The sequence below is a fragment of the Cognatiluteimonas sedimenti genome, assembly GCF_022808325.1.
GTDB classification, from domain to species: domain Bacteria; phylum Pseudomonadota; class Gammaproteobacteria; order Xanthomonadales; family Xanthomonadaceae; genus Cognatiluteimonas; species Cognatiluteimonas sedimenti.
In genome coordinates this window covers 772,919-796,052 of record NZ_JALGCL010000001.1, presented here as the reverse complement: position 1 = coordinate 796,052, position 23,134 = coordinate 772,919, and the positions used below count along the sequence as shown (strand labels likewise).

Genomic DNA, 23,134 nt, shown 5'->3' with positions numbered 1-23,134 from the left:
AAGGGCCGATGGCACTGCCATCGGCCCTTTGTTTTTTCATGCCGGTGCAGTGATCGCCCGCCGGCATCCGGTATCGTCGCCCGATGCGCCCGGGCAGCACATCGCTGGTGACCTGCTGGTTCGCCATCGGCGCGGCACACGCGCAGGCGCAGTTGCCACGGCCGCCAATGCAGCAAGCGCAGCAACAACCCACGCACCTCCCGGCGGTCGTGGTCGTGGGCGGGCGGCTGACGGATGCGACCCCGGCCTCGATCGATCGCGTCGAAGTGCAGGCGCTGCCGGCGCTCGAGGGCAGCAGCGTTGCCGAGGTGTTGCGGCGCGTGCCGGGCGTGGGCGCGCGTGATCGCCAGAACCTGGCGCAGGACGTGCAAGTGACGATCCGCGGCTTCGGCGCACGCAGCACCTTCGGCGTGCGCGGGCTGCGCCTGTATGTCGACGGCATCCCGGCGTCAATGCCGGACGGGCAGGGCCAGGTCTCGCACGTGCCGTTGGGCGCGCTGGCGGATGTGGTGGTGCTGAAGGGGCCGTTCTCGGCGCTGTACGGCAACGCCTCCGGTGGCGTGATCCAGTTCTTCAGCGCGCCGCCCGCCGATAGTGCGACAGCCATGTTCGATGCCTCCGCCGCCAGCGACGACCGGCAACGCTGGCATCTGGCCGCGAGCGGGCCGTGGCGATCCGCCGACGGCGGCTATCGGGTCGATGCCGAGCGCCTGGACAGCGGCGGCTTCCGCGAGCACGGCCGCGCACGCCGCGATGTCACCCAGGCGCGCCTGACCACGGACACCGCCGGCGGCGCGCGCGTCGCGTTCACGGCCAACGGCCTCGACCTGGAAGCGCAGGACCCGCAGGGGCTGACGCTGGCGCAGGCGCTGGCGACGCCACGCGCCGCCAGCACCGGCGCGCTCGCCTTCGACACGCGCAAGCGCGTGCGCCAGCGCCAGGCCGGCTTGCGCGTCGAACAACCGCTGGCGCGGGGCGAACTGGCGATCGGCGCCTACGCGGGAACGCGCTCGACCTTCCAGATGCTGTCGGTGCCGATGGCGGCACAGGATGCGCCCGGAAGCGGCGGCGGCGTGATCGACCTCGGGCGCGATTACGCTGGACTGGACGCGCGCTGGTCGCTGGACGGCAGCGTCGCCGGGCGCGCTGCGGGCTTCACGGTCGGCGTGGAATGGCAGCAATCGGGCGAGCGTCGCCGCGGTTTCGAGAATTTCGTCGGCGACGTGCAGGGCGTGGTCGGCGCATTGCGCCGCGACCAGCGCGACCGCGTCCACGGCCGCGACGTGTACGCCGAGGCGCGTTGGGCATTCCAGCCGCGCTGGCAGGCGACGCTCGGCCTGCGCCGCAGCGAGGTCGGCTTCCGTTCCGACGACGATTACATCGCCCCGGGCAATCCCGACGACAGCGGCCGCACCGATTACGCCTTCACCACGCCCGCCGCCGGCCTGCTGTTCCGGCCCGTGCCCTCGATTGCGCTGTACGCGAACGCGGGTCGCGGCTTCGAGACCCCGTCCTCCTCGGAACTGGCGTACCGTGCCGATGGCGCCAGTGGCCTCAACACCGGCTTGCGACCCTCGCGCAACCGCAGCGTCGAGGCCGGCATGCGCTGGCATCGCGACAGCCGAACACTCGCGGTTGCGGCGTTCGACAGCCGCACCCGCGACGAGTTGTTGGTGGCGTCGAGCAGCGGCGGCCGCAGCATCTATGCCAATGCGGCCGATACCCGTCGGCGCGGGCTGGAACTGTCGGCCTCGGGCCCGATCGCGCCGCACTGGGGCTACGCGGTTGCGCTGACCGCGCTCGATGCCGCGTTCCAGGACAGCGGCCGACGCATTCCCGGCACCACCGCGCGCGATGGCTGGGCGGAACTGCGCTGGACGCCGCGCGACGATCTCGACCTGTTCCTGGCCGGCCAGGCCAGCAGCCGCCTGTACGCCGACGACGCCAATTCCGCGTGGGCGCCGGGCCATGGCACCCTGGACCTGGGCGCCGAGCGACGTTGGACTTTCGGGCGGGTGGGCATCGCGGGGTTCGCGCGCATCGACAACCTGCTCGATCGGCGCGCGATCGGCTCGGTCATCGTCAACGACGGCAATGGCCGCTATTTCGAACCCGCGCCGGGGCGCAGCTACCTGTTGGGCTTGCGCATCGCCGCGGCGAAGTGATCCAGCACCGCCACCGTGCCGCGGCCGGGCTTGTAGCCACTGCGCAGGGCCCGGAACACGTAGTCGATGGCGGCTTCGCACGCCGCCGGCAACGGCAATCCCAGGCACAGGTTGGCGGCGATCGCCGAGGCCAGGGTGCAGCCGGTGCCGTGGCCTTCGATGTCGATCCGGTCATGGACGAACGTGGCATCGGCGTGGCCGTCTCCGTAGCGATCGACCACGCGGTCGCCTTCGTCCAGATGTCCGCCCTTGAGCAGCACGGCCTGGCATCCGAACGCGCGCAATTGGTCAAGTGCATCGGCGGCGTCGCTGCCGTCATGGATCCCGCGCCCCAGCAGCAGCTCCGCTTCGGGCAGGTTGGGCGTCAGCACCGTCGCCAGCGGCAACAACCGCGTGCGCATCGCCTCGAGCGCGTCGTCGGCAAGCAGCTTCGCACCCGAGGTCGCCACCATTACCGGATCGAGGACCACCGCTGGCGGCTTGTGCGACTCCAGTGCGTCGGCGACGGCATGGATCACCCCGGCCGTGGCGAGCATCCCGAGCTTGACCGCGCCGATCTCGAAATCGTCGAAGCAGGCATCGATCTGCGCACGCAGGAATGTGGCCGGCGGCACGTGTACCGCGGTCACGCCGCGGGTGTTCTGCGCGGTCAGCGCGGCGATCGCGCTGAGCCCGTGCACGCCATGTGCGGCGAACGCCTTGAGGTCGGCCTGGATGCCGGCGCCGCCGCCGGAGTCCGAGCCGGCGATGGTCAGTGCGCAGGGATGCATTTCGATCGCGAGGCCGTGGAAGCACCCAGTCTACAAAGGATGGGTGCGGCGCAGTATCATGCCTGCGTATTGATGCCTGGAACATGCATTCAGATGCCCGGAAGCCCACATCTCGCATGATCACCGCACCGCAAATGCGGGCGGCGCGGGCGCTGTTGGGAATGGACCAGCGCACCCTGGCGCAGGCTGCCGGTGTGTCGGTGCCCACGATCCAGCGAATGGAAGCCAGCGACGGCCAGGTGCGCGGAACCGTCGACTCCCTGGCCAAGGTGGTCGCGGCGCTGGACGCGGCCGGCGTCGAACTGATCGGTGAACGCGCACCCAGCCAGGCCGAGGGCCGCGGCGTGCGCCTCAAGGCCTCCCGCCGGAGGCAGCAGCCGTGATCGCGGCGGTCGAGGCCTGGCGCGTCGGCCTGTTCAAGCGCGGGCACTGGCTGCCGAACATCGCCGCCGGCTTGATCGTCGGCGTGGTCGCGCTGCCACTGGCGATGGCGTTCGCGATCGCATCCGGGGTCAAGCCCGAGCAGGGCCTCTACACGTCGATCATCGCCGGGATCGCGGTGGCTTTGTTCGGGGGCTCGCGGATCCAGATCGCGGGACCCACGGGCGCCTTCATCGTGATCCTGGCCGGAGTGGTGGCGAAGTTCGGCGTCGACGGGCTGCTGCTGGCCACGCTGATGGCCGGGGTGATGCTGGTGCTGATGGGGGTGACGCGGCTGGGGGCGGTGATCCGCTTCATCCCCGACCCGGTGATCGTCGGCTTCACCGCCGGCATCGCGGTAATCATCTGGGTCGGACAGTGGCAGTACTTCTTCGGGTTGCCGCTGGCCGGCGACGGCCCGTTCTACCTCAAGGCCTGGCAGTTGCTGCAGGCACTGCCGCGGCTGCATGGCGCGACCACGCTGCTGGCGCTGGGCAGCCTGGCGCTGGCGTTGTGGGGGCCGCGAGTACCCGGGCTGGCACGCGTCCCCGGGCCGTTGCTGGCGATGCTGGCGGCGACGCTGGCGACCGTCGCGTTCGCGCCGGCGGGCGTGGCCACCATCGAATCGACCTTCGGCGCGATTCCGCGCGCGTTGCCGCAACTGCAGCTGCCGTCGTTGTCCTTCGACCGGATGGTGTTGCTGCTGCCGTCGGCGTTCACCATCGCGATGCTCGGCGCGATCGAGTCGCTGCTCTCGGCGGTGGTGGCCGATGGCATGGCCGGCACCCGCCACGATTCCAACCAGGAGCTGATCGGGCAGGGCATCGCCAACATCGCCTCGCCGCTGTTCGGCGGCATCGCCGCGACCGGTGCGATCGCGCGCACCGCCACCAACATCCGCAACGGAGGGACCTCGCCGCTGGCCGGCGTGGTGCATGCGCTGGTGCTGGTCCTGGTTTTGCTTTTCCTGGCGCCCTACGCCGGCAAGGTACCGCTGTGCGCGCTCGCGGCGATCCTGTGGGTGGTCGCCTGGAACATGAGCGAGGCGCGGCGCTTCCTGCGGATGGTGCGCCGCGCGCCGCGCGCCGACGTGGCGATCCTGCTGATCACCTTCTTGCTCACCATCCTCACCGACCTGGTGGTGGCGGTGAACATCGGCGTGATCCTGGCGATGTTCCAGTTCATGCGGCGGATGAGCGCGTCGGTCGCGGTGGTGGAGCACGACCACGCCAGCGTGCGCGACGAACTCGCCGAAGCCGGGCTCGAGGAACTGCCGCGCAGCGTGGTGGTGTATTCGATCGACGGGCCGTTCTTCTTCGGCTCGGTGGACTCGCTGGAGCGCGCGCTGTCGTGGTCGCGGGAGCCGCCGCGCTACGTGCTGCTGCGGCTGGAGCGGGTGCCGTTCATGGATGCGACCGGCTTGAAGCGGCTGGAATCGACCATCGGCAACCTGCGCAAGCGCGGCGTGCAGGTGCTGCTGAGCGGCGCCAGCCTGCGCGTGCTGCGCAAGCTGGTGCGCGCCGAGATCGTGCGCCGCGACGACCCGACCTACTTCAAGGACCTCGCCGGGGCCCTGCGCCACGTGCAGTCACAGGTCATCGAGCCCGCCTAGAGCCCGCCTAGAGCACTTCCGACGCGTAGTCCGCCAGCCGCGATCGCTCGCCGCGGCGCAAGGTGACGTGCGCGCTGTGCGGCCAGTGCTTGAAGCGGTCGACCGCGTAGGTGAGGCCGGAAGTCGTTTCCGTCAGGTAAGGCGTGTCGATCTGCTCGACGTTGCCCAGGCAGACGATCTTGGTGCCGGGTCCGGCGCGGGTGATCAACGTCTTCATCTGCTTGGGCGTCAGGTTCTGCGCCTCGTCCAGGATCAGGTAGCGCGACAGGAAGGTGCGCCCGCGCATGAAGTTGAGCGAGCGGATCTTGATCCGCGAGGCGAGCAGGTCGTTGGTTGCAGCGCGTCCCCAGCTGCCGCCTTCCTGGTTGTGGGTGAGCACTTCCAGGTTGTCGGTCAGCGCGCCCATCCACGGCGTCATCTTTTCCTCCTCGGTGCCGGGCAGGAAGCCGATGTCTTCGCCGACGCTGACGGTGGCCCGGGTCATGATGATCTCGCGGTAGCGCTGCGCGTCCATGGTCTGGGCCAGGCCGGCCGCCAGCGCCAGCAGGGTCTTGCCCGTACCCGCCGTGCCCAGCAGGGTGACGAAGTCGATCTCCGGGTCCATCAGCGCATTGAGGGCGAAGTTCTGCTCGCGGTTGCGCGCGTTGATGCCCCACACCGCGTGCTGGGCGTGGCGGAAGTCGTCGACGATCTGCAGCGTGACCTTGTCGTCGCCGACCCTGGCGACCTTGAGTTCGGCCTCTTCGTCGCCGGGCAGGTAGAGGAACTGGTTCGGATGCCAGTCATCGTCCTGCGCGCGCGCGATCTCGTAGAAGGTGCGGCCCTTCTCGGTCCAGGACCTGAGGTCCTTGCCGTGCCGCTGCCAGAAATCCTCGGGCAGCGCGGTGGCGCCGGTGAACAGCAGGCTGAAGTCGTCGAGCGCGCGGTCGTTCTCGTAGTCCTCGTTGACGATCCCCGCGATCGAGGCCTTGATCCGCAGGTTGATGTCCTTGGACACGAACACCACCGAAGCGGTGGGTTCGTCCTCCTTCAGTGCCAGGATCGCGCCGAGGATGTGGTTGTCCGGGATGACCGCGCCGAAGCGCTTGCCGGAGTCGAAATCGCGGGTCTGGAAGCGCAGCCGGCCCGCGCTCTGCGCGCCGCGCAGCTGCAGCGCCTTGGGTTGCACGAGCGGCAGGCCGTCGGTGATGTCGCGGCTGGACTCGGCCTCGATCAGTTCGTTGAGGAAGCGGCTGACCTGGCGCGCATTGCGGCTGGCTTCGGACGTGCCCTTCTTGGCGTTGTCGAGTTCCTCCATCACCTGCATCGGCAGGTAGACGTCGTGCTCCTCGAACTTGAACAGCGCCGTCGGGTCGTGCATCAGCACGTTGGTGTCGAGGACGTAGATGCGCTTGCTACGCGTCATGCGTGTCGTTTCCTGCAGTCGGACAGCGGCGGGCCACCGCATCCCGCGGGGCGGGGCAGTGGGATCTGATGAAGGAGGCGCGGGTCACTGCGTCTGCGCAGCCTTGAGTGCATCGAGGACCGCCTGCGCATGGCCGGGAACCCTGACCGGGCGCCAGGCCTCGCGGACCACGCCCTGCGGGTCGACCAGGAAGGTGCTGCGCTCGATGCCGACGTATTCGCGGCCGTAGAGCTTCTTCGGCTTGATCACGTCGAAGGCCTTGCACAGTTTCTCGCCGGCATCGCTGACCAGGTCGAACTTGAAACCTTGCTTGGCGCAGAAATTCTGGTGCGACTTCAGCGAGTCGCGCGACACTCCCAGGACCTCGGCGCCGAGCTTGCGGAACTTCGGCAGCAGCGCGTTGAAGTCGATGCCTTCGGTGGTGCAGCCCGGGGTGGAATCCTTGGGGTAGAAGTACAGCACCAGCCACTTGCCGGCGTAGTCGGCGAGCGTTGCGTCCGTGCCGCCGGACAGTGCGAGCGGCAGCGACAGGATCGACTTGGTCAGCGGCTTGCCGGGCTGGATCATCTTCGCGAGTCCATCTTCAGAACTTCATCGGGTCCATGATCGCGTCGAGGTTCAGGTGGTCGCAGAATTCCAGGAAGTCGTCGCGCAAGGCCGCGATGTGCATGTCCGCCGGGATGCCGATGGTCACCTGCGCGGTGAACATCTCCGCGCCGGTCTGCATCGCGCGGTAACGCGAGCAGTGCAGGCTCTCGATCGTGATCGACTGGCGGTCGAAGAAATCGGCGAGCTGGAACAGGATGCCCGGCTTGTCCGCCGCCACCACCTCGACCACGTACGGCAGCAGGTTGGACTGCACCGGCTTGGGCCCGGTGCGGTACCAGACCAGCTTGAGGCCTTCCTCGCGCTCGAGCTTGCCGAGCATGGTCTCGAGCTTGGCCACCGCGTCCCACGAGCCGGTCGCCAGCGCGGTCACCGAGACGTCGCGGCCGACGGTGGACAGGCGGGTATCGACCAGGTTGCAGCCGCTGTCGGCGATCCGCCGGGTCACCGCGAGCAACGGCGACCGCGGATGCGTCGTGTAGGCGTTGATCAGCAGGTGGTTCTCGTTCGGCGACGGACGGGAGGGGGCGGAGTCGGTCGGGGAATCGGTCAAGGCGGCGTCCGCGGCGTGAAGGTCTGAACGGGCGGCCGGCACGGAGCCGGAAGCTGCGGCCAGCATACTTGCCCGCGCTTTGGCGCCGCAAGTAACATCGGTGCCTGCCGGCGCGCCGGTTGCGTTGCCCCCGCGCCGCACGATCCACGCCCCTTCACGGCGCATGCGCGCGGCTCCGAGAACCCGCGCGGCCGCCGTTTTCCAAAGTTCTCCAACCCGGGACCATCCGCTTGCGACTTTCCGGCAGCATCACCGCGCTGGCGACGCCCTTCACCGCCGCCGGCGAGATCGACCTCGACGCCTGGCAGCGGCTGTTGCAGGGCCAGCTCGACGGCGGCACCCAGGGCGTGGTCGTGGCCGGATCCACCGGCGAAGCCGCGGCCTTGTACGACGTCGAATACGACGCGCTGTTGCGCAGCGCGGTGGAAATCGTCGCCGGCCGCATCCCGGTGCTCGCCGGTACCGGGCATTCCAACACCGCCAGGACCATCGAACAGACCCGCCGCGTCGCCGCGCTCGGTGCCGATGCCGCGCTGGTGGTGACGCCGCCCTACGTGCGCCCGACCCAGGCAGGGTTGCTCGCGCACTATCGCGCGATCGCCGACGACGGCGCGTTGCCGGTGGTGCTGTACAACGTGCCCGGCCGCACCGGCTGCGACCTGCTGCCCGAAACCACGGCGGCGCTGGCGGGGCACGCGCGCATCGCCGGCATCAAGGAAGCGCGCAACGAGCCCGAACGCATGGCCGCGCTGCTGCCGTTGCGCAACGACGGCTTCGCCGTGCTCAGCGGCGACGACCCGACCGCGGTGCGGGCGATGCTGGCCGGCGCCGACGGCGTGGTCTCGGTGGCCTCCAACGTGTTGCCGCGCGCGTTCCGCAGGCTCTGCGACCTGGCGCGTGGCGGCGACCGCGCCGGGGCCGAAGCCTGGGACGCGCGGCTGCGGCCGGCCGTCGACTTCCTGGGCGTCGAACCCAATCCGATCCCGCTGAAGGCTATCCTGTCGCGACTCGGGATCGGCCATGGCCTGCGCCTGCCGTTGACCCCGCTGTCGCGGGAGCATGCCGGCTCCGCGCAGGCGGTCGTCGACCTGATCACGCAACTCGAACAATCCTGCCGCGAGACGAGCGCGGCCTGACCTGGAGATACCGATGCGCCAGTTGCACCGTTCCACCGCATTGCGCTCGCTCGCCGTTGCCGCCGTCGTGGTCGCCGTCTCGGGCTGCCACTGGTTCGGCAAGGACGACGCCTACCAGCAGAGCGCCGAGAGCCGGCCGCTGGAGGTACCGCCGGATCTCGACCTGCCCAATACCCAGGGCGCGATGCAGTTGCCCGAGGGCGGGACGCAGTCGGTGACGCGCTCCTCGATGGGGCCGTCCGCCGCCGCGGCCGCTGCTTCGGGCTTCACCGTCGCCGGCGAGCGCGATGACATCTTTGCCAGGGTCGGCGACGCGCTGGCGGCGACCAGCGGGCTCACCATTGCCAGCAAGGCGCAGATCCTGGGCACCTACGACGTCAACTACGAAGGTGCGGATTTCCTGGTGCGGGTGACCAAGGTCGATGCCGGCGTCTATGTATCGGCGGTCGATCCGCGCGGGATGCCGGCCACGGCCGCAGCGCCGGCCAAGCTGATCGCGGCGCTGAAGGCGGCCCTGGGCGGCTGAAGCGGCCCCACGCCGCGGCCGCGAATGCAGGACGGGCGCCTCGCGGCGCCCGTTTTCGTTTCCGCCCCCGCGGGCGGGTTTCAGCGCTCCAGCAGCGGCAGCTTGTCCGGCTTGCCTTCCCACTCCTTCGCGTCCGGCGGCGGGTCCTTGCGGGTGGTGATCACCGGCCATTCCTTCGCCAGTTCCGCATTCAACGCCACGAACTGTTCCTGGCCGCCGGGGACGTCGTCCTCGGGGTAGATCGCGTTGACCGGGCATTCCGGCTCGCACAGGGTGCAGTCGATGCACTCGTCCGGATCGATCACCAGGAAGTTGGGGCCCTCGTGGAAGCAGTCGACCGGGCACACCTCGACGCAATCGGTGTACTTGCACTTGATGCAGTTGTCGGTGACGACGAAGGGCATGGTCCAGTCTCGTAACGTGTCGCGCGCACAGTCTAGCGACTCGCGCCGCGCAAGCGAAAAACCCGGCCTTGGCCGGGTCTTCGCGGGCAACCGGCCAGGCCGGTCGCAGGAACATGGCGCTCCCTACGGGATTCGAACCCGTGTTTTAGCCTTGAGAGGGCCACGTCCTGGGCCTCTAGACGAAGGGAGCGGGGTGGTCCGCGCGGGACCCCGGCTGGACGGCCGGCCCGTGCCCGGAAGCCCGGCGCACAGAGCTTGCTAGTATATGGGGCGCGCTTGCCGCAGGCAACGCGATTCCCGCCTTCCCGGCTTCCGTCCGCGGCCGTGCCGCCCCCGATGCCCATCCAAGAATCCAACCCCAGCCCCGGCGCATCCCTGCAGTTGCGGGTGATCCCGCGCGACGCGCATCCCATTTCCCGCAAGGACATCAGCCCCAACGCGCTGCGGGTGCTGTATCGCCTGCGCGAGAACGGCTATGGCGCCTACCTGGTCGGCGGCGCCGTTCGCGACCTGCTGGTCGGTGGCCACCCGAAGGATTTCGACGTGGCCACCAATGCCACGCCGGAGGAAGTGAAGGCGCTGTTCCGCAACTGCCGCCTGATCGGGCGCCGCTTCCGGCTTGCGCACGTGGTGTACGGCCGCGAGATCATCGAGGTCGCGACCTTCCGCGCCAACGTCGACGATGGCAGCGGCGACCGCCAGCTGCACGAAGGCGGGCGGCTGCTGCGCGACAACGTCTACGGCACGATCGAGGACGATGCGGTGCGCCGCGACTTCACCGCCAACGCGCTGTACTACGCGATCGAGGATTTCTCGGTGCGCGATTACACCGGCGGCTTCGAGGACGTGCAGAACCGCGTCATGAAGCTGATCGGGGAACCCGAGCAGCGCTACCGCGAGGATCCGGTGCGGATGCTGCGGGCGGTGCGTCTGGCAGCCAAGCTCGGGTTCCGCATCGACGACGCCACCGCCGCGCCGCTGCCGCTGCTGGCGCCGCTGCTGCGCGAGGCCGCTCCCGCGCGCCTGTTCGAGGAGGGCCTGAAGCTGTTCCTGTCCGGGCACGCGGTGGAGAGCTTCCTCGGGCTGGAGCGTCATGGCCTGCTGCCGGTGCTGTTGCCGGAAACGACTGCCGCGCTCAAGGCCAACCGCAGCGGTGCATTGCGCGGCATGCTGCTGGAAGGCCTGCGCGGCACCGACGCGCGCGTGGCCGCCGACGAGCCGGTGTCGCCCGCGTTCCTGTTCGCGTTGCTGTTGTGGCCGGCGTATTGCCGCGCGTTGATGGCGCTGCAGGCGCAGGGCATGCACGCGGCCGAGGCGCAGCGGCGCGCCGCCGACCGCGTCACCGTGCACCAGCTGGAAACGATCGCGTTGCCGCGCCGGTTCTCGTTGCCGATGCAGGAGATCTGGCTGCTGCAGTCGCGCTTCGGCCAACGCAAGCGGGTCGGGCGACTGTTGGCGCACCCGCGCTTCCGCGCCGCGTTCGATTTCCTGGTACTGCGGCAGGCAGCTTCCGACGAGCACGCCGAAGAGGTCGCGTTCTGGCGCGAGGCGCAGGCGTCGGCCGAGGGCATGCCAAGGGATTCCGGCGAGGCAGTCGATGCCGAGGCCGGGCACGAGGGCGCGCCGCGCCGCCGCCGCCGTCGCAGGCGCGGGCCTTCCTCCCTGCCTGCGTGAGCACCACGACGATGGGCGCCTGGACCGTCGCCGCCGTCGGGCTGGGCGGCAACCTCGGCGATGTCGCCGCGACCCTCCATGAGGCAATGCACGCGCTGGACGCGTTGCCCGGCACGCGCCTGGCGCGCGCCTCGCGCCTGTACCGCACGCCGGCCTGGGGCAACACCGCGCAACCGGATTTCGTCAATGCCGCCGCGCTGCTGGAAACGCAGCTGGACGTGCGCGACCTGCTCGATGCGCTGCTCGACGTCGAGCGCCGGTTCGGCCGCGATCGCGAACTCGGCGAACGCTGGGGGCCGCGTACCCTCGACCTCGACCTGCTGCTGTACGGCGACGCGGTGATCGACGAACCCGGACTGCGCGTTCCGCACCCACACCTGCATGAACGTGCGTTCGCGTTGCTGCCGCTGGCGGAGATCGCGGCCGAGCGGCGCGTGCCTGGCCTTGGTCGCGTCCGCGACCTGCTCGACAGCGTCGATGCCAGCGGCTGCGTGCCGCTGGCCGGCGCCGGCTGAGCGCCGGAGTCCGCTCGCCCCGTGCAGTGCCCGGCGACGGCATAATCGGCCACTCCCACTTGCCGGACCCGCCGTGTACACGACCACTGCCGACGCCGAACCCCGCAAGCCCTGGACCGTGCCGATGCTGGCCGATGCCAAGCGCGAGGGCCGCAGGCTGGCGATGCTGACCTGCTACGACGCCGGCTTCGCGCGCACGCTCGACGCCGCCGGCACCGACCTGGTGCTGGTCGGCGATTCGCTGGGCATGGTGGTGCAGGGCCATGCCAGCACGTTGCCGGTGACGACCGATGACATCGCCTACCACACCGCGTGCGTCGCCCGCGGGCTGTCGGGCGCGCTGCTGGTGTCCGACCTGCCTTTCCAGGCCGACGCCACGCCGGAGCGCGCGCTGGACGCCGCGACGCGCTGCCTGCAGGCCGGTGCCGGCATGGTCAAGCTCGAAGGCGCCGGCCACAAGCTGGAGGTGATCCGCTTCCTGGTCGAGCGCGAGATTCCGGTCTGCGCGCACCTGGGGTTGACGCCGCAATCGGTGCTGCGCCTGGGTGGCTACAAGGTGCAGGGCCGCGACGAGCGCGCCGCCGGGAAGTTGCGCGACGATGCCCGCGCCGTCGCCGAGGCCGGCGCGTCGCTGCTGGTGCTCGAATGCGTGCCGACGCCGGTTGCGGCCGCGATCACGGGCGATCTTTCGATCCCGACCATCGGCATCGGCGCCGGCCCGCACTGCGATGGCCAGGTGCTGGTGCTGCACGACCTGCTCGGCCTCGACGGCGGCCACCGGCGGCCGAAGTTCGTCAAGGATTTCCTCGCCGAAGGTGGTTCCGTCGCCGGAGCCGTCGCCGCCTATGTCGCGGCGGTACGCGACGGCAGTTTCCCCGACGCCGCGCACAGCTACGCCGCATGATCGAGACCACCGGCGAACTGGCCGTGCTGCGCGGGCGCGTGGCGGCGTGGAGGCGCGAAGGCCTGCGCGTCGGCTTCGTGCCGACGATGGGCAACCTGCACGCGGGCCACCATGCATTGTTGCGGCTGGCGCGCTGCCATGCCGACCGCATCGTTGCCAGCGTGTTCGTCAACCCGACCCAGTTCGGTCCGAACGAGGACTTCGCACGCTATCCGCGCACCCCCGAAGCCGATGCGGCGGGGCTGGAAGCCGCCGGCTGCGACCTGCTGTGGCTGCCGTCCGTGGAAACGATGTATCCGTTCGGCGTCGAGGCGACCGTGCAGGTACGGGTGCCGGGCGTGACCTCGGTGCTGGAAGGCGCGCATCGCCCCGGACATTTCGATGGTGTCGCCACGGTGGTCGCACGCCTGTTCAACCAGGTGCTGCCGGACGTGGCCGTATTCGGACGCAAGGATTACCAGCAGCTGGCGGTGATCCGCTACCTGGTGCGCGACCTCGCGTTTCCCGTCGAGATCATCGCTGCGCCGACCTTGCGCGAACCCGACGGCCTGGCGATGAGTTCGCGCAACCAGTACCTGTCGGCGGAAGAGCGGCCGCTCGCCGCGCAGTTGCAGCGCGCGCTGCAGGCGATGCGCGCGGCCATCGCCGCTGGCACGCCGCGGATCCAGGTGGAGGCGGAGGCGGCCGCGGCGCTGCGCGGCCATGGCTTCGACGTCGATTACGTGGTGGTGCGGCGCCCGGACCTGAACGAGCCGGCGAACGGGGACGGCGGGGCGCGGGTGGCGCTGGTCGCGGCCCGGCTGGGGCGCACGCGGTTGATCGACAACCTGGAGTTCGACCTGGGCTGAACTGGTGCCGGCCGCAGGCGGGCCCGGCGTGCCGTTCCATGCTGCACTGCGGCAAACGCTGCTAGAATTGGGGCATCAGGCGCCCACTGCCATGGGCGGAGCGATGACGATGCAACTGACCCTGCTCAAGGCCAAGATCCACCGCGCCACCGTCACCCACGCCGAACTGCACTATGAAGGTTCGTGCGCGATCGACGGCCGCCTGCTCGACATCTCCGGGATCCGCGAGTACGAGCAGGTGCACATCTTCAACGTCAACAACGGCCAGCGCTTCGTCACCTACGCCATCCGTGGCGAAGAAGGCAGTGGGATCATCTCGGTCAACGGCGCGGCCGCGCATCGCGCGCAGCCGGGCGACCTGGTCATCATCTGCGCCTACGGCGTGATGGAAGAAGCCGAGGCAGCCAGGTACAAGCCGACGCTGGTGTACGTGGACCGCCACAACGCGCTGACCCACACCAACACCTCGATTCCGGCGCAGGCTGCCGCATAGGCCCTCGCGCCGAGGCACCCTTGGGGCTGCCGTTCCCGCTCAAGCCTAGGCCTGCTTGGCTGCGCCTTCGCACGAGCTTCGCCAACACGGAGGCGGCTCTCGCGATACTGCCAAAGTCGCTCCTCGTTATTCGCTTGGTTTGTCAGCATCGCGAGAGCCGCTGCACGCGTTCCGGCGATCTGGGCGAATGACGCACACCAACACCTCAATCCTGGCGCAGGCTGAATGACCTGTGGAGCCTGGCCATGCGTGGCTGGGCCTTCGCACGAGGCTCCTTCATTCCGGCGATCTGGCCGAAACAACCTTTGCCGTTGCGTCTCGGCTGCTGCTTTGGCCTTTGCCTTCCAGCAAGCGCCAGAATGCGTGTAGCGGCAGTCGGGGAGCCCGACGACAAAGCGTGTAACGGGGAGCGACTTGTCGGGCTGCCCGATTGCCGCCCATCGAATCCATCCGCGCTTTTGGCGTTTCAAGGCGGCCCTCCGCCTCTCGGTTCGGCCAACTGCTTTTTACACGCGGAGCCCGTTGTTCTGGCTCTACATCCCGTGGCGGGCGAGGGCCCACTCGACGTGTTCGCGGACCACGGGATCGGCGATCTCCCGGCGTGACTGCAACGCAGCCAACACCTCGGGCGTTGCCGGCGCATTGCCCAGCGCCACCGCGATGTTGCGCAGCCAGCGCTGGTAGCCGCTGCGGCGAATCGCCGAGCCTTCGCTGCGTTGCAGGAATTCCTCCTCGGTCCACGCGAACAGTTGCGCCAACGAGGCCGTGTCCAGGTTGTTGCGCACGCGGAAGTCGGGTTCGTCGCTGCGCCCGGCGAACTTGTTCCAGGGACACACCAGCTGGCAGTCGTCGCAGCCGAAGATGCGGTTGCCGATCAGCGGCCGCAGTTCCTCGTCGATCGAACCTTCGTGCTCGATGGTGAGGTACGAGATGCAGCGGCGCGCATCGAGGCGGTAGGGCGAGGTGATCGCCTGGGTCGGGCAGACGTCGATGCAGCGCCGGCAGGTGCCGCAGTGGTTGCCGGCCGGCGCATCCACCGGCAGCGGAATGTCCAGGTAGATCTCGCCGAGGAAGAACCAGCTGCCGCCGTCCTTGTCGATCAGGCACGTGTGCTTTCCGATCCACCCCAGGCCGGCATTGCGCGCCAGCGCCCGCTCCAGCACCGGCGCCGAATCGACGAACACGCGATGCCCGAACGGCCCGATATCGGCCGCGATCCGGTCGGCGAGCCTCTGCAGGCGTTGTCGCATCAGCTTGTGGTAATCGCGGCCGAGCGCATAGCGCGCGACGTAGGCGCGCTCGCCGTCGGCGAGGTTGGCCCAGGCTTCGTCGGCCTCGCGCCCGTAATCCATGCCCACCGACAGCACCCGCACCGTGCCGGGGATCAGCTCCTGCGGCCGCGAGCGCTTGTCGCCGTGGCGCGCCATCCAGTCCATCGACCCGTACAGCCCCTGTGCCAGCCAGTCGCGCAGGTGCGCCTCGTCCTGGCCGAGTTCGATGTCGCTGATGCCGCAACGCTGGAACCCGGATTCCAGCGCCAGCGCCTTGATGCGTGCCGCCAACGCCGCGGGATCCGGCCGTGGCGGCGATGCGGGTGCGGCGGCAAGCGGGCCGGAAGCGTCCATCGCGCAAGTATAGAATCGCGTGATGCCGCACGCCTTCGCGCTTTACGACACCGATGCCCTGCGCGCCCTGGAGCGGCGCGCGGCGCAGGCGCATGGCGACGATTTCGAACTGATGCTGCGTGCGGGGCAGGCAGCCTGGCGACACGTGCTCGAGCACTGGCCGCAGGCGCAACGCCTGCTGGTGGCCTGCGGACCGGGCAACAACGGTGGCGATGGCTACGTGCTCGCCAGGCATGCGCTGGCGGCCGGGCGCGACGTGCGCGTGGTCAGGCTGGGCGCGCATGCGCCACGCAGCGCACTGGCCCGGCGCGCCTGCGCGGATTACGAGCGCGCGGGCGGTCGCGTCGATGCGTTCGAGGGCAGCCTGCCCGACGCGGACGTGCTGGTGGATGCACTGTTCGGCATCGGGCTGGCGCGAGCACTTGGCGAGGAGTCCGCGGCCCTGGTCGAGGCGCTCAACGCGGCGTCCGCCCCGATCCTCGCGCTGGACGTCCCCAGCGGCATCGACGCCGACCGCGGCAGCACTGCAGGCGTCGCGGTTCGGGCCGCGCGCACGCTGCAGCTGATCGCGCCGCATCGCGGGCTGGCCACCGGCGCGGCGCTGGACCATGTCGGCGCCAGCGACCTCGCAACGCTAGACCTGGAGCCGTCGGTCCTGGATGGTGTCGCGCCCGCAGCGCTGGCGCTGCCCGCGGCCATGCTTGGCGACTGGCTGCACCCGCGCCCGCGCGACAGCCACAAGGGCGACAACGGCCACGTGCTGTGCATCGGCGGCGGCCCGGGCGGTGGTGGGGCGGTCATGCTGTGCGCGCAGGCGGCATTGCGCGCAGGTGCCGGACTGGTGAGCGTGGCGACGTTGCGCGAACACGTCGCCGCGCTGCTGGCGCTGCAACCCGAGGCGATGGTGCATGCCGTCGATCACATGCAGCCGCCGGCAGCATTGTTGCAACGTGCATCGGTCGTCGCGATCGGCCCGGGCCTGGGCCAGGACGGCTGGGGGAACACGCTGCTTGATGCGGCGCTCGCTGCCGGCAAGCCGCTGCTGCTCGATGCCGACGCGCTCAACCTGCTCGCCACGCAGCCACGTGCTCTCGCCGCCGGCACGATCCTGACGCCGCATCCCGGTGAAGCGGCGCGGCTGCTCGGCATCGACGCGGCGCAGGTGCAGGCCGATCGTTACGCTGCCGCGCAAGCGCTGGCGCAGCGCCACGGCTGCGTGGTGGTGCTCAAGGGTGCGGGCACCATAGTGGCAGCGCCGCAGCGCACGCCGTTCGTGATCGCGGCCGGCAACCCGGGCATGGCGGTCGGTGGCATGGGCGATCTGTTGAGCGGGGTAATCGCGGCACTGCGCGCGCAACGGTTCGATGCCCTGGACGCGGCCGCGTGCGGCGCGCTCCTGCATGCGGTCGCCGGTGACGATGCGGCCGTCGACGGTGCGCGTGGCATGTTGCCCACAGACCTGCTGCCGCATCTGCGCCGCCGCGCGAACCCGCCAACATGACGCCGATGGACCGCACATCGATGCACCTGTTATTGCCGGACGCGGCCGCCACCGAAGCGCTGGCGCGCGCACTGGCCGCGACGCAACCACGTTCGCGCGCGGTGGTGTTCCTGCACGGCGACCTCGGCGCAGGCAAGTCGACGCTGGCGCGGGCCTGGTTGCGTGGGCATGGCGTCGAAGGCGCGATCCGCAGCCCGACCTACACCCTGGTCGAGCAGTATTCCCTGCCGGGCAGGGGCGTGGCCCTGCACTTGGACCTGTACCGGATCGGCGATGCCGGCGAGCTGGAATTCCTGGCGCTGGACGATGCCCGCAGCTGCCTGTGGCTGGTCGAATGGCCCGAACACGGCGCCCGTGCCCTGCCGCCGGCCGATCTGGAAGTCCGGCTGGCGCTGTCCGGCAGCGGGCGCTCGGCGCAACTGGAGGCCGGCACCGGCGCCGGCGAGCAGTGGCTGGCCAGGCTGGCTGGAAATGGGCAGTTGCGGGCCCTACCTGAATCCGGGCCGCAGGAAGTTACGCCAGCTCCCGGATAACTAAGGGAAAAATGGTTGCAATGCATGGCGGTTGGTGCTTGAATCCGGCCATGCGCGTCAAGGGGGCCACCATCCAGCAGTTCCTGCTCGCCACGGCCTTGCTGGTCGGGGTGTGCTGGAACCTGGCCCATGCCGGGGAATTGCGGGGCGTGCGCGTGGACAGCGGCGCCACCGGGACCCGAGCCGAGCTTCGGCTCGATCGCGAAGTGCCCTACCAGCTGATTTCCCTGGCCGGCCCCGACCGCCTCGTCGTCGACCTGCCCGGCGTGGACCTGGACAAGGGCCTGCAGCTGCCTGCCGGCAGCGGCCTGGTGCGCGGCGTGCGCAGCGGCCATCCGGTCCCCGGCACGACCCGGATCGTGTTCGACCTGGCCGACCGGGTCGCGGCGCTGAAGCCGCGTTTCGAAAACGGTGCCGACGGTGCGCGGCTGGTGCTGGAATGGCCGGGCGACGGCAGCGGGCAGGGGGTGGGGGCGACCGCGGTGGTTGCAGCGCCCGTGGTGCCGGCAGTCCCGACGCCCACGCCGGATCCCGCCCGGTCGGCTGCGGCCACCTCGCGCCTGATCGCCTCATTGCCGGACACGGCCGCCGAGGCGGAACCCGACCCGCTCGCCATCCTGACCCAGGGCTCCGGCACCGTCGCGACGGGCGTACCCACCCGCATCGCCACGGGCGTGCCGACGCCAGTGCCCGCGCGCGCCGCGCCAATCGATGCGCCGCGCAGCGCCCAGGCCCCGGTCAAGACCGTGCAGGACATCGCCCGCCGCGCCGGCATGCGCCCGCTGGTGATCGCCATCGATGCCGGCCACGGCGGCCAGGATCCGGGCGCGCGCGGCGCCAATGGCAGCCGCGAGAAGAACATCACCCTGCAGATCGCGCGCGAGCTGGCGCGCCAGGTCAACGCCACCCCCGGGCTCAAGGCCTACCTGACCCGCGACACCGACGTGTTCATCCCGCTGACGCGGCGTTACCAGCTTGCGCGCGAGCACAAGGCCGACCTGTTCGTTTCGATCCACGCCGACTCCTTCACCAGCCCGGAAGCCAGCGGCTCCTCGGTGTTCGTGCTGTCGCAGCGCGGGGCCTCGTCGCAAGCCGCACGCTGGCTGGCCAAGCAGGAGAACGAGGCCGACCTGGTCGGTGGCGTCCGGCTCCAGGACAAGGACGACACCCTGGCGTCGGTGCTGCTGGACCTGTCGCAGAGTGCCACCCAGAAGGCATCCGAAAGCATGGCCGACCAGGTGCTGGGCGGCCTCAAGCGCCTCGGCAAGACCCACAAGAACCACATCGAGCGTGCCAATTTCGTGGTGCTGCGCTCGCCCGACGTGCCGTCCATGCTGGTCGAGACCGCCTTCATCTCCAACCCGGCCGAGGAGCGCAAGCTCAACGACCCGGGGCACCAGTCGCAACTGGCGCGCGCGATCCTGGACGGCGTGACCAGCTACTTCACCCGCCAGCCGCCGCCGGGCACCTTGTATGCCGCGCGCGCCGATGCCGCGGGCGGTGCCTACGGCGGCGGCAGCCCCTAGCGCAACGCGGTCCCCCGTCGCGGGTCGGCGTCCGCTCCGCGGCGCGCTTGGTTATCATCACGGCTGCAATCGCATGGCGGCGCCGCAATCGGCGTCGGAGATAACGTCTTGAACCCGCCGTCGCCGTGACGATCCACCAGCTTCCCGACACCCTCGTCAACCAGATCGCCGCCGGCGAAGTGGTGGAACGCCCCGCGTCCGTGGTCAAGGAACTGGTCGAGAACGCGCTCGACGCCGGCGCGCGCCGCATCGACATCGACCTGGAGGAAGGCGGCGTGCGCCTGATCCGCGTGCGCGACGACGGTGGCGGCATCGCGGCCTCCGACCTGCCGCTGGCGATCGCGCGCCACGCCACCAGCAAGATCGCCTCGCTCGACGACCTGGAGTCGGTCGCCACGCTCGGTTTCCGCGGCGAGGCGCTGCCGTCGATCGCGTCGGTGAGCCGGTTCTCGCTGGCTTCGCGCCGCGATGACGATGGCCACGGTGCGGTGTTGCCGGTCGAGGGCGGGCGCATCGGCACGCTGGCGCCGAAGCCGCATCCGCAGGGCACCACGGTCGAGGTCCGCGACCTGTTCTACAACGTGCCCGCGCGGCGCAAGTTCCTGCGTGCCGAGCGCACCGAGCTCGGGCACATCGAGGAATGGCTGCGTTCGCTGGCGCTGGCGCGGCCGGAGGTGGAACTGCGCGTCACCCACAACGGCAAGCCGTCGCGCCGCTACCGCGCGCTCGGCGTGCTCGGTGGCGATGCCGCCACGGATTCGCCCGAGCGCCTGCTGGAAACGCTGGGCGGGGAATTCGCCCGCAACGCGCTGCGCGTCGAACACGCCGCCGCCGGCCTGCGCCTGCACGGCTGGATCGCGCGCCCGGCCTACAACCGCGCAAGCGCCGACCAGCAGTACCTGTACGTCAACGGCCGCAGCGTGCGCGACCGCAGCATCGCGCACGCGGTCAAGCAGGCCTACGCCGACGTGCTGTTCCACGGCCGCCAGCCGGCGTACGTGCTGTTCCTGGAACTCGATCCGCGCGGCGTCGACGTCAACGTGCATCCGGCCAAGCACGAGGTGCGTTTCCGCGAGTCGAGGCTGGTGCACGACTTCGTGCATCGCACGCTGCACGCGGCGCTGGCGGGGACCCGGGCGGGCATCACCGGAGATGCTTCAGGCGCGGGCGCTTCCGCGCCGGCCGCGAATCCATTCGCGCAGGCGATGCCGCAGGCCCGCCTTGGACTGCAGGTCGACGACGCGCGCGCCGCCTATGCCGCGCTGTACGGGCCGTCCGCGGCGGTGGCGTCCGAAGCGCCACGGCCGGAGTTGGCGGCGTCCGACGATGCGACCCTGCCGCCGCTGGGCAACGCCATCGCGCAGCTGCACGGCATCTACATCCTCGCCGAAACCGTCGATGGACTGGTGGTGGTCGACATGCATGCCGCGCATGAGCGCATCGGCTACGAAAAGCTCAAGGCCGCGCACGACGGCATCGGCGTGCGCCAGCAGCCCCTGCTGGTGCCGGAGCGCGTCGCGGTCTCCGAGCGCGAGGCTGAAACCGCCGAGCGCGAGGCGGCGACCCTGGCCGAACTGGGTTTCGAGGTATCCCGCGCCGGCCCGCACGCCTTGCTGTTGCGTGCGGTGCCGGCGCTGCTTGCCGACGCCGATACGGGCGCCCTGCTGCGCGACGTGCTGGCCGACCTGCGCGAGCATGGCGAGAGCCGACGCGTCGCCGGGATGCGCGACGAATTGCTGTCGACGATGGCCTGCCATGGGGCGGTGCGCGCCAACCGGCGACTCACGCTCCCGGAAATGAACGCGTTGCTGCGCGAGATGGAAGCCACCGAGCGTTCCGGACAGTGCAATCATGGGCGCCCGACCTGGGCGCGCTTCGGCCTGGCCGAAATAGACCGTTGGTTCCTGCGAGGACGTTGAGATGGCGCAAATCCATTACGTGCTGATGCTCGCCGCGGCGGTGGCGCTGGCCGCCGGCTGCAAGCGCGGCGACGACGGCAAGGCGGCCGCGGCACAGGCGGCCGCCGCGTCCGCGTTCGCGCAGTCCGAACAGGCCTGGCGCGACCAGCGCCGCGAACGCCTGCTCGCGCCCGATGGTTGGGCCAGCCTGGTCGGCCTGCACTGGATCGACCCGGGCAGCCATTACCTGGGCAGCGATGCCGACAATGGCATCCGCCTGGCGATGGGACCGGAGCACATGGGCATGCTCGACCTCGAGGGCCGGCGGGTGCGCTTCGTGCCGGACAAGGCCGCGACGCTCACGCTCGACGGCCAACCGCTCACCGCCACCGCATCCTTGCGCACGGACATGGCCGAACAGGGCCCGAGCGTGATCGGTTTCGACGGCGGCAAGGGCCAGGCGACGGTGATCGAGCGCGGCGGGCGTTACGCACTGCGGGTGAAGCATGCGGATGCGCCCAGCCGGGTACGCTTCGCAGGCCTGGATTACTGGCCCGCGGACGCGGGTTGGAAGATCCAGGGCACCTTCGTGCCGCATGCGGCCGGGCAGACGATCGAGATCGCCAGCATCATCGGCACGACCGACCAAGTGCCGAATCCGGGCGCGATCGAATTCACCCGCGACGGCAAGACCTACCGCATCGAGGCGCAGGACGAAGGCGAGGGCGAACTGTTCCTGGTCTTCGCCGACCGCACAAACGGCCACGGCAGCTACGGCGCCGGGCGCTTCCTGTATGCGCCGATGCCCGATGCCAATGGCAAGGTGATGCTCGACTTCAACCAGTCCTACAACCCGCCGTGCGCGTTCACCGCCTTCGCCACCTGTCCGCTGCCGCCGCCGCAGAACCGCCTCGACCTGGCCATCACCGCCGGCGAGAAGGCGTATGCCAAGCCACCGCATTCCTGAGGAGTTCCATGGGTTCCCGCGCGCTGTTGCTGTCGTCCTGCATTGCGGCGCTGGTCGTCGCGGTTGCGCATGCCTCGGCGCCGGCCGCCGCGCCCGGACCCATGCAGGATGCCGCCCGTGCCCCCGCGACACAGGCGGCCGAACCAGTCGCCGTTGCCGCGATGCCAGCGGCCGAAGCGCCCGCCGCGCCGCCGGTGCCGTTGTTGTGGAAGGTCTCCGACGCCGACAACAGCGTCTACCTGCTCGGATCCTTCCACCTGCTCAAGCCGGGCGACTACCCGTTGTCCGCGGACGTCGATGCCGCGTTCGCCGATGCCGAGTCGCTGCTGTTCGAAATGCCGCCCAGCGAGATGGAATCGCCGACGCTTGCGCTGCAGATGGGGCATGCCGCGCTGCGGGTCGACGGCTCGCGGCTGGACAGCCAGCTGCCACCCGCGACCGCGCGCAAGTTGCAGGACTGGTTCACGGGGAACGCTGCCGATTTGCAGGCCTCGGGCCTGACATCGCAGTCGTTGCAGATGTTCGAGCCCTGGTTCGTCGGCCTGACCGTCAGCATCATCGAGATGACGCGCGAAGGCCTGGATCCCAAGCTGGGCCTGGACCGCCACTTCGCCGAGGCCGCAGGGCGGGCCGGCAAGCCGGTCGACGGTTTCGAGACGGGCGCACAGCAGATCGCCTTCCTCGACGGCATGGATGCGGACGAGCAGGTGCAATTCCTCGACGAGGCATTGTCCGAGTCGGACGAGGGCGGCAGCGAGGTCGAGAAACTTCATGCGGCCTGGCGCGCCGGCGACGCCGCGACCCTGTGGGATGACATGGCCGCCGACATGAAGCGCCAATACCCGCGGCTGTACCGGCACGTGAACGTCGAACGCAACGACGCCTGGCTGCCGCGGATCGAGCAGCGGCTGCAGGCGTCTGGCGAGGACGACACCATGGTCGTTGTCGGCACCCTGCACCTGCTGGGCAGCGACGGTCTGGTCGAGAAGCTGCGCGCCCGCGGCTACGCCGTCGAGCGGATCTGTTCGGCCTGCAAGGCGGCGGAGTAGCACC

General features: G+C 70.2%; 22 protein-coding genes and 1 tRNA gene. 16 read left to right on the top strand and 7 right to left on the bottom strand.

Features of this window, described 5'->3' with window-relative positions; translation table 11 throughout:
- Positions 1-83: 83 nt before the first annotated feature.
- Positions 84-2,165, top strand: a complete 2,082-nt coding sequence (locus tag MQC88_RS03735; protein ID WP_243319274.1) for a TonB-dependent receptor family protein — start codon at positions 84-86, stop codon at positions 2,163-2,165.
- Here the strand turns inward: MQC88_RS03735 and thiD are convergent.
- Positions 2,129-2,935 (bottom strand): bifunctional hydroxymethylpyrimidine kinase/phosphomethylpyrimidine kinase, encoded by an 807-nt coding sequence (thiD, locus tag MQC88_RS03730; RefSeq protein ID WP_243319273.1) that lies wholly within the window; start codon positions 2,933-2,935, stop codon positions 2,129-2,131. The genes MQC88_RS03735 and thiD overlap by 37 nt on opposite strands.
- A gap of 116 nt (positions 2,936-3,051) precedes the next feature.
- On the opposite strand from thiD, the gene MQC88_RS03725 reads away from it, so the two are divergent.
- Both MQC88_RS03725 and MQC88_RS03720 read left to right on the top strand, forming a co-directional pair.
- Complete coding sequence (locus tag MQC88_RS03725) at positions 3,052-3,318, top strand: helix-turn-helix domain-containing protein (protein WP_243319272.1); 267 nt, start codon at positions 3,052-3,054, stop codon at positions 3,316-3,318.
- Positions 3,315-4,967 (top strand): SulP family inorganic anion transporter, encoded by a 1,653-nt coding sequence (locus MQC88_RS03720; RefSeq protein WP_243319271.1) that lies wholly within the window; start codon positions 3,315-3,317, stop codon positions 4,965-4,967. The genes MQC88_RS03725 and MQC88_RS03720 overlap by 4 nt, the downstream gene beginning before the upstream one ends.
- A 7-nt stretch (positions 4,968-4,974) precedes the next feature.
- Here the strand turns inward: MQC88_RS03720 and MQC88_RS03715 are convergent, their stop codons facing one another.
- From MQC88_RS03715 to MQC88_RS03705, 3 genes are all read right to left on the bottom strand, one after another.
- Positions 4,975-6,372, bottom strand: a complete 1,398-nt coding sequence (locus tag MQC88_RS03715; protein ID WP_243319270.1) for a PhoH family protein — start codon at positions 6,370-6,372, stop codon at positions 4,975-4,977.
- 84 nt (positions 6,373-6,456) lie between these two features.
- Positions 6,457-6,939 carry a peroxiredoxin gene (locus MQC88_RS03710; RefSeq protein WP_243319269.1) on the bottom strand — a complete coding sequence of 161 codons (483 nt, stop codon included), beginning with the start codon at positions 6,937-6,939 and terminating at the stop codon, positions 6,457-6,459.
- 16 nt (positions 6,940-6,955) lie between these two features.
- Positions 6,956-7,597, bottom strand: a complete 642-nt coding sequence (locus MQC88_RS03705) for a glycine cleavage system transcriptional repressor (protein WP_425491539.1) — start codon at positions 7,595-7,597, stop codon at positions 6,956-6,958.
- A 164-nt stretch (positions 7,598-7,761) separates the two neighbouring features.
- On the opposite strand from MQC88_RS03705, the gene dapA reads away from it, so the two are divergent.
- Together dapA and MQC88_RS03695 are read left to right on the top strand one after the other, a co-directional pair.
- Positions 7,762-8,667: a 4-hydroxy-tetrahydrodipicolinate synthase gene (gene dapA, locus MQC88_RS03700; RefSeq protein WP_256451733.1), complete on the top strand. Its 906-nt coding sequence runs from the start codon at positions 7,762-7,764 to the stop codon at positions 8,665-8,667.
- Positions 8,668-8,680: 13 nt separating this feature from the next.
- A complete protein-coding gene (locus MQC88_RS03695; RefSeq protein ID WP_243319267.1) occupies positions 8,681-9,193 on the top strand; it encodes a hypothetical protein in 513 nt (170 codons plus the stop codon).
- Between the two features lie 80 nt (positions 9,194-9,273).
- On the opposite strand, the gene fdxA is transcribed toward MQC88_RS03695, so the two are convergent.
- Positions 9,274-9,597: a ferredoxin FdxA gene (gene fdxA, locus MQC88_RS03690; RefSeq protein ID WP_243319266.1), complete on the bottom strand. Its 324-nt coding sequence runs from the start codon at positions 9,595-9,597 to the stop codon at positions 9,274-9,276.
- A 114-nt stretch (positions 9,598-9,711) separates the two neighbouring features.
- Positions 9,712-9,787 (bottom strand) — tRNA-Glu (locus tag MQC88_RS03685).
- A gap of 146 nt (positions 9,788-9,933) precedes the next feature.
- Between MQC88_RS03685 and pcnB the strand changes: the two genes are divergently transcribed.
- From pcnB to panD, 5 genes are all read left to right on the top strand, one after another.
- Entirely contained in the window at positions 9,934-11,271 is a 1,338-nt protein-coding gene (pcnB, locus tag MQC88_RS03680) for a polynucleotide adenylyltransferase PcnB (protein ID WP_425491538.1), read from the top strand.
- Between the two features lie 11 nt (positions 11,272-11,282).
- Positions 11,283-11,786 carry a 2-amino-4-hydroxy-6-hydroxymethyldihydropteridine diphosphokinase gene (gene folK, locus MQC88_RS03675; protein ID WP_243320260.1) on the top strand — a complete coding sequence of 168 codons (504 nt, stop codon included), beginning with the start codon at positions 11,283-11,285 and terminating at the stop codon, positions 11,784-11,786.
- 73 nt (positions 11,787-11,859) lie between these two features.
- Positions 11,860-12,690 (top strand): 3-methyl-2-oxobutanoate hydroxymethyltransferase, encoded by an 831-nt coding sequence (gene panB, locus MQC88_RS03670; protein ID WP_315857071.1) that lies wholly within the window; start codon positions 11,860-11,862, stop codon positions 12,688-12,690.
- Positions 12,687-13,538 carry a pantoate--beta-alanine ligase gene (gene panC / locus MQC88_RS03665; protein ID WP_243319265.1) on the top strand — a complete coding sequence of 284 codons (852 nt, stop codon included), beginning with the start codon at positions 12,687-12,689 and terminating at the stop codon, positions 13,536-13,538. Before panB ends, panC begins: the two co-directional genes overlap by 4 nt.
- A gap of 109 nt (positions 13,539-13,647) precedes the next feature.
- Positions 13,648-14,031, top strand: a complete 384-nt coding sequence (gene panD / locus MQC88_RS03660) for an aspartate 1-decarboxylase (RefSeq protein WP_243319264.1) — start codon at positions 13,648-13,650, stop codon at positions 14,029-14,031.
- Between the two features lie 533 nt (positions 14,032-14,564).
- Here panD and queG read toward each other — a convergent pair.
- Positions 14,565-15,656: a tRNA epoxyqueuosine(34) reductase QueG gene (gene queG, locus MQC88_RS03655; protein ID WP_243319263.1), complete on the bottom strand. Its 1,092-nt coding sequence runs from the start codon at positions 15,654-15,656 to the stop codon at positions 14,565-14,567.
- A 22-nt stretch (positions 15,657-15,678) separates the two neighbouring features.
- Here queG and MQC88_RS03650 point away from each other — a divergent pair, with 22 nt between their 5' ends.
- From MQC88_RS03650 to MQC88_RS03620, 6 genes are all read left to right on the top strand, one after another.
- Positions 15,679-17,157, top strand: coding sequence for an NAD(P)H-hydrate dehydratase (locus MQC88_RS03650; protein WP_243319262.1), 1,479 nt, complete (start codon positions 15,679-15,681; stop codon positions 17,155-17,157).
- 5 nt (positions 17,158-17,162) lie between these two features.
- On the top strand, positions 17,163-17,690 hold the full coding sequence (gene tsaE, locus MQC88_RS03645) for a tRNA (adenosine(37)-N6)-threonylcarbamoyltransferase complex ATPase subunit type 1 TsaE (protein ID WP_243319261.1): 528 nt from the start codon (positions 17,163-17,165) through the stop codon (positions 17,688-17,690).
- A 50-nt stretch (positions 17,691-17,740) separates the two neighbouring features.
- A complete protein-coding gene (locus MQC88_RS13040) occupies positions 17,741-19,216 on the top strand; it encodes an N-acetylmuramoyl-L-alanine amidase (protein ID WP_315857070.1) in 1,476 nt (491 codons plus the stop codon).
- A 125-nt stretch (positions 19,217-19,341) separates the two neighbouring features.
- A complete protein-coding gene (gene mutL, locus MQC88_RS03630) occupies positions 19,342-21,135 on the top strand; it encodes a DNA mismatch repair endonuclease MutL (protein ID WP_243319260.1) in 1,794 nt (597 codons plus the stop codon).
- 25 nt (positions 21,136-21,160) lie between these two features.
- A complete protein-coding gene (locus MQC88_RS03625; RefSeq protein WP_425491588.1) occupies positions 21,161-22,081 on the top strand; it encodes a DUF1684 domain-containing protein in 921 nt (306 codons plus the stop codon).
- Positions 22,082-22,089: 8 nt separating this feature from the next.
- Complete coding sequence (locus MQC88_RS03620) at positions 22,090-23,130, top strand: TraB/GumN family protein (RefSeq protein ID WP_243319258.1); 1,041 nt, start codon at positions 22,090-22,092, stop codon at positions 23,128-23,130.
- The last annotated feature ends 4 nt before the right edge of the window (positions 23,131-23,134 follow it).

Bases quoted from the DNA above. Each gene is read 5' to 3' on its own strand.
- MQC88_RS03735 (WP_243319274.1), top strand. From the start codon at position 84: ATGCGCCCGGGCAGCACATCGCTGGTGACCTGCTGGTTCGCCATCGGC.
- thiD (WP_243319273.1), bottom strand. From the start codon at position 2,935: ATGCATCCCTGCGCACTGACCATCGCCGGCTCGGACTCCGGCGGCGGC.
- MQC88_RS03725 (WP_243319272.1), top strand. From the start codon at position 3,052: ATGATCACCGCACCGCAAATGCGGGCGGCGCGGGCGCTGTTGGGAATG.
- MQC88_RS03715 (WP_243319270.1), bottom strand. From the start codon at position 6,372: ATGACGCGTAGCAAGCGCATCTACGTCCTCGACACCAACGTGCTGATG.
- MQC88_RS03710 (WP_243319269.1), bottom strand. From the start codon at position 6,939: ATGATCCAGCCCGGCAAGCCGCTGACCAAGTCGATCCTGTCGCTGCCG.
- MQC88_RS03705 (WP_425491539.1), bottom strand. From the start codon at position 7,597: ATGCTGGCCGCAGCTTCCGGCTCCGTGCCGGCCGCCCGTTCAGACCTT.
- MQC88_RS03695 (WP_243319267.1), top strand. From the start codon at position 8,681: ATGCGCCAGTTGCACCGTTCCACCGCATTGCGCTCGCTCGCCGTTGCC.
- fdxA (WP_243319266.1), bottom strand. From the start codon at position 9,597: ATGCCCTTCGTCGTCACCGACAACTGCATCAAGTGCAAGTACACCGAT.
- pcnB (WP_425491538.1), top strand. From the start codon at position 9,934: ATGCCCATCCAAGAATCCAACCCCAGCCCCGGCGCATCCCTGCAGTTG.
- folK (WP_243320260.1), top strand. From the start codon at position 11,283: ATGGGCGCCTGGACCGTCGCCGCCGTCGGGCTGGGCGGCAACCTCGGC.
- panC (WP_243319265.1), top strand. From the start codon at position 12,687: ATGATCGAGACCACCGGCGAACTGGCCGTGCTGCGCGGGCGCGTGGCG.
- panD (WP_243319264.1), top strand. From the start codon at position 13,648: ATGCAACTGACCCTGCTCAAGGCCAAGATCCACCGCGCCACCGTCACC.
- queG (WP_243319263.1), bottom strand. From the start codon at position 15,656: ATGGACGCTTCCGGCCCGCTTGCCGCCGCACCCGCATCGCCGCCACGG.
- MQC88_RS03650 (WP_243319262.1), top strand. From the start codon at position 15,679: ATGCCGCACGCCTTCGCGCTTTACGACACCGATGCCCTGCGCGCCCTG.
- tsaE (WP_243319261.1), top strand. From the start codon at position 17,163: ATGGACCGCACATCGATGCACCTGTTATTGCCGGACGCGGCCGCCACC.
- MQC88_RS13040 (WP_315857070.1), top strand. From the start codon at position 17,741: ATGCGCGTCAAGGGGGCCACCATCCAGCAGTTCCTGCTCGCCACGGCC.
- MQC88_RS03625 (WP_425491588.1), top strand. From the start codon at position 21,161: ATGCTCGCCGCGGCGGTGGCGCTGGCCGCCGGCTGCAAGCGCGGCGAC.
- MQC88_RS03620 (WP_243319258.1), top strand. From the start codon at position 22,090: ATGGGTTCCCGCGCGCTGTTGCTGTCGTCCTGCATTGCGGCGCTGGTC.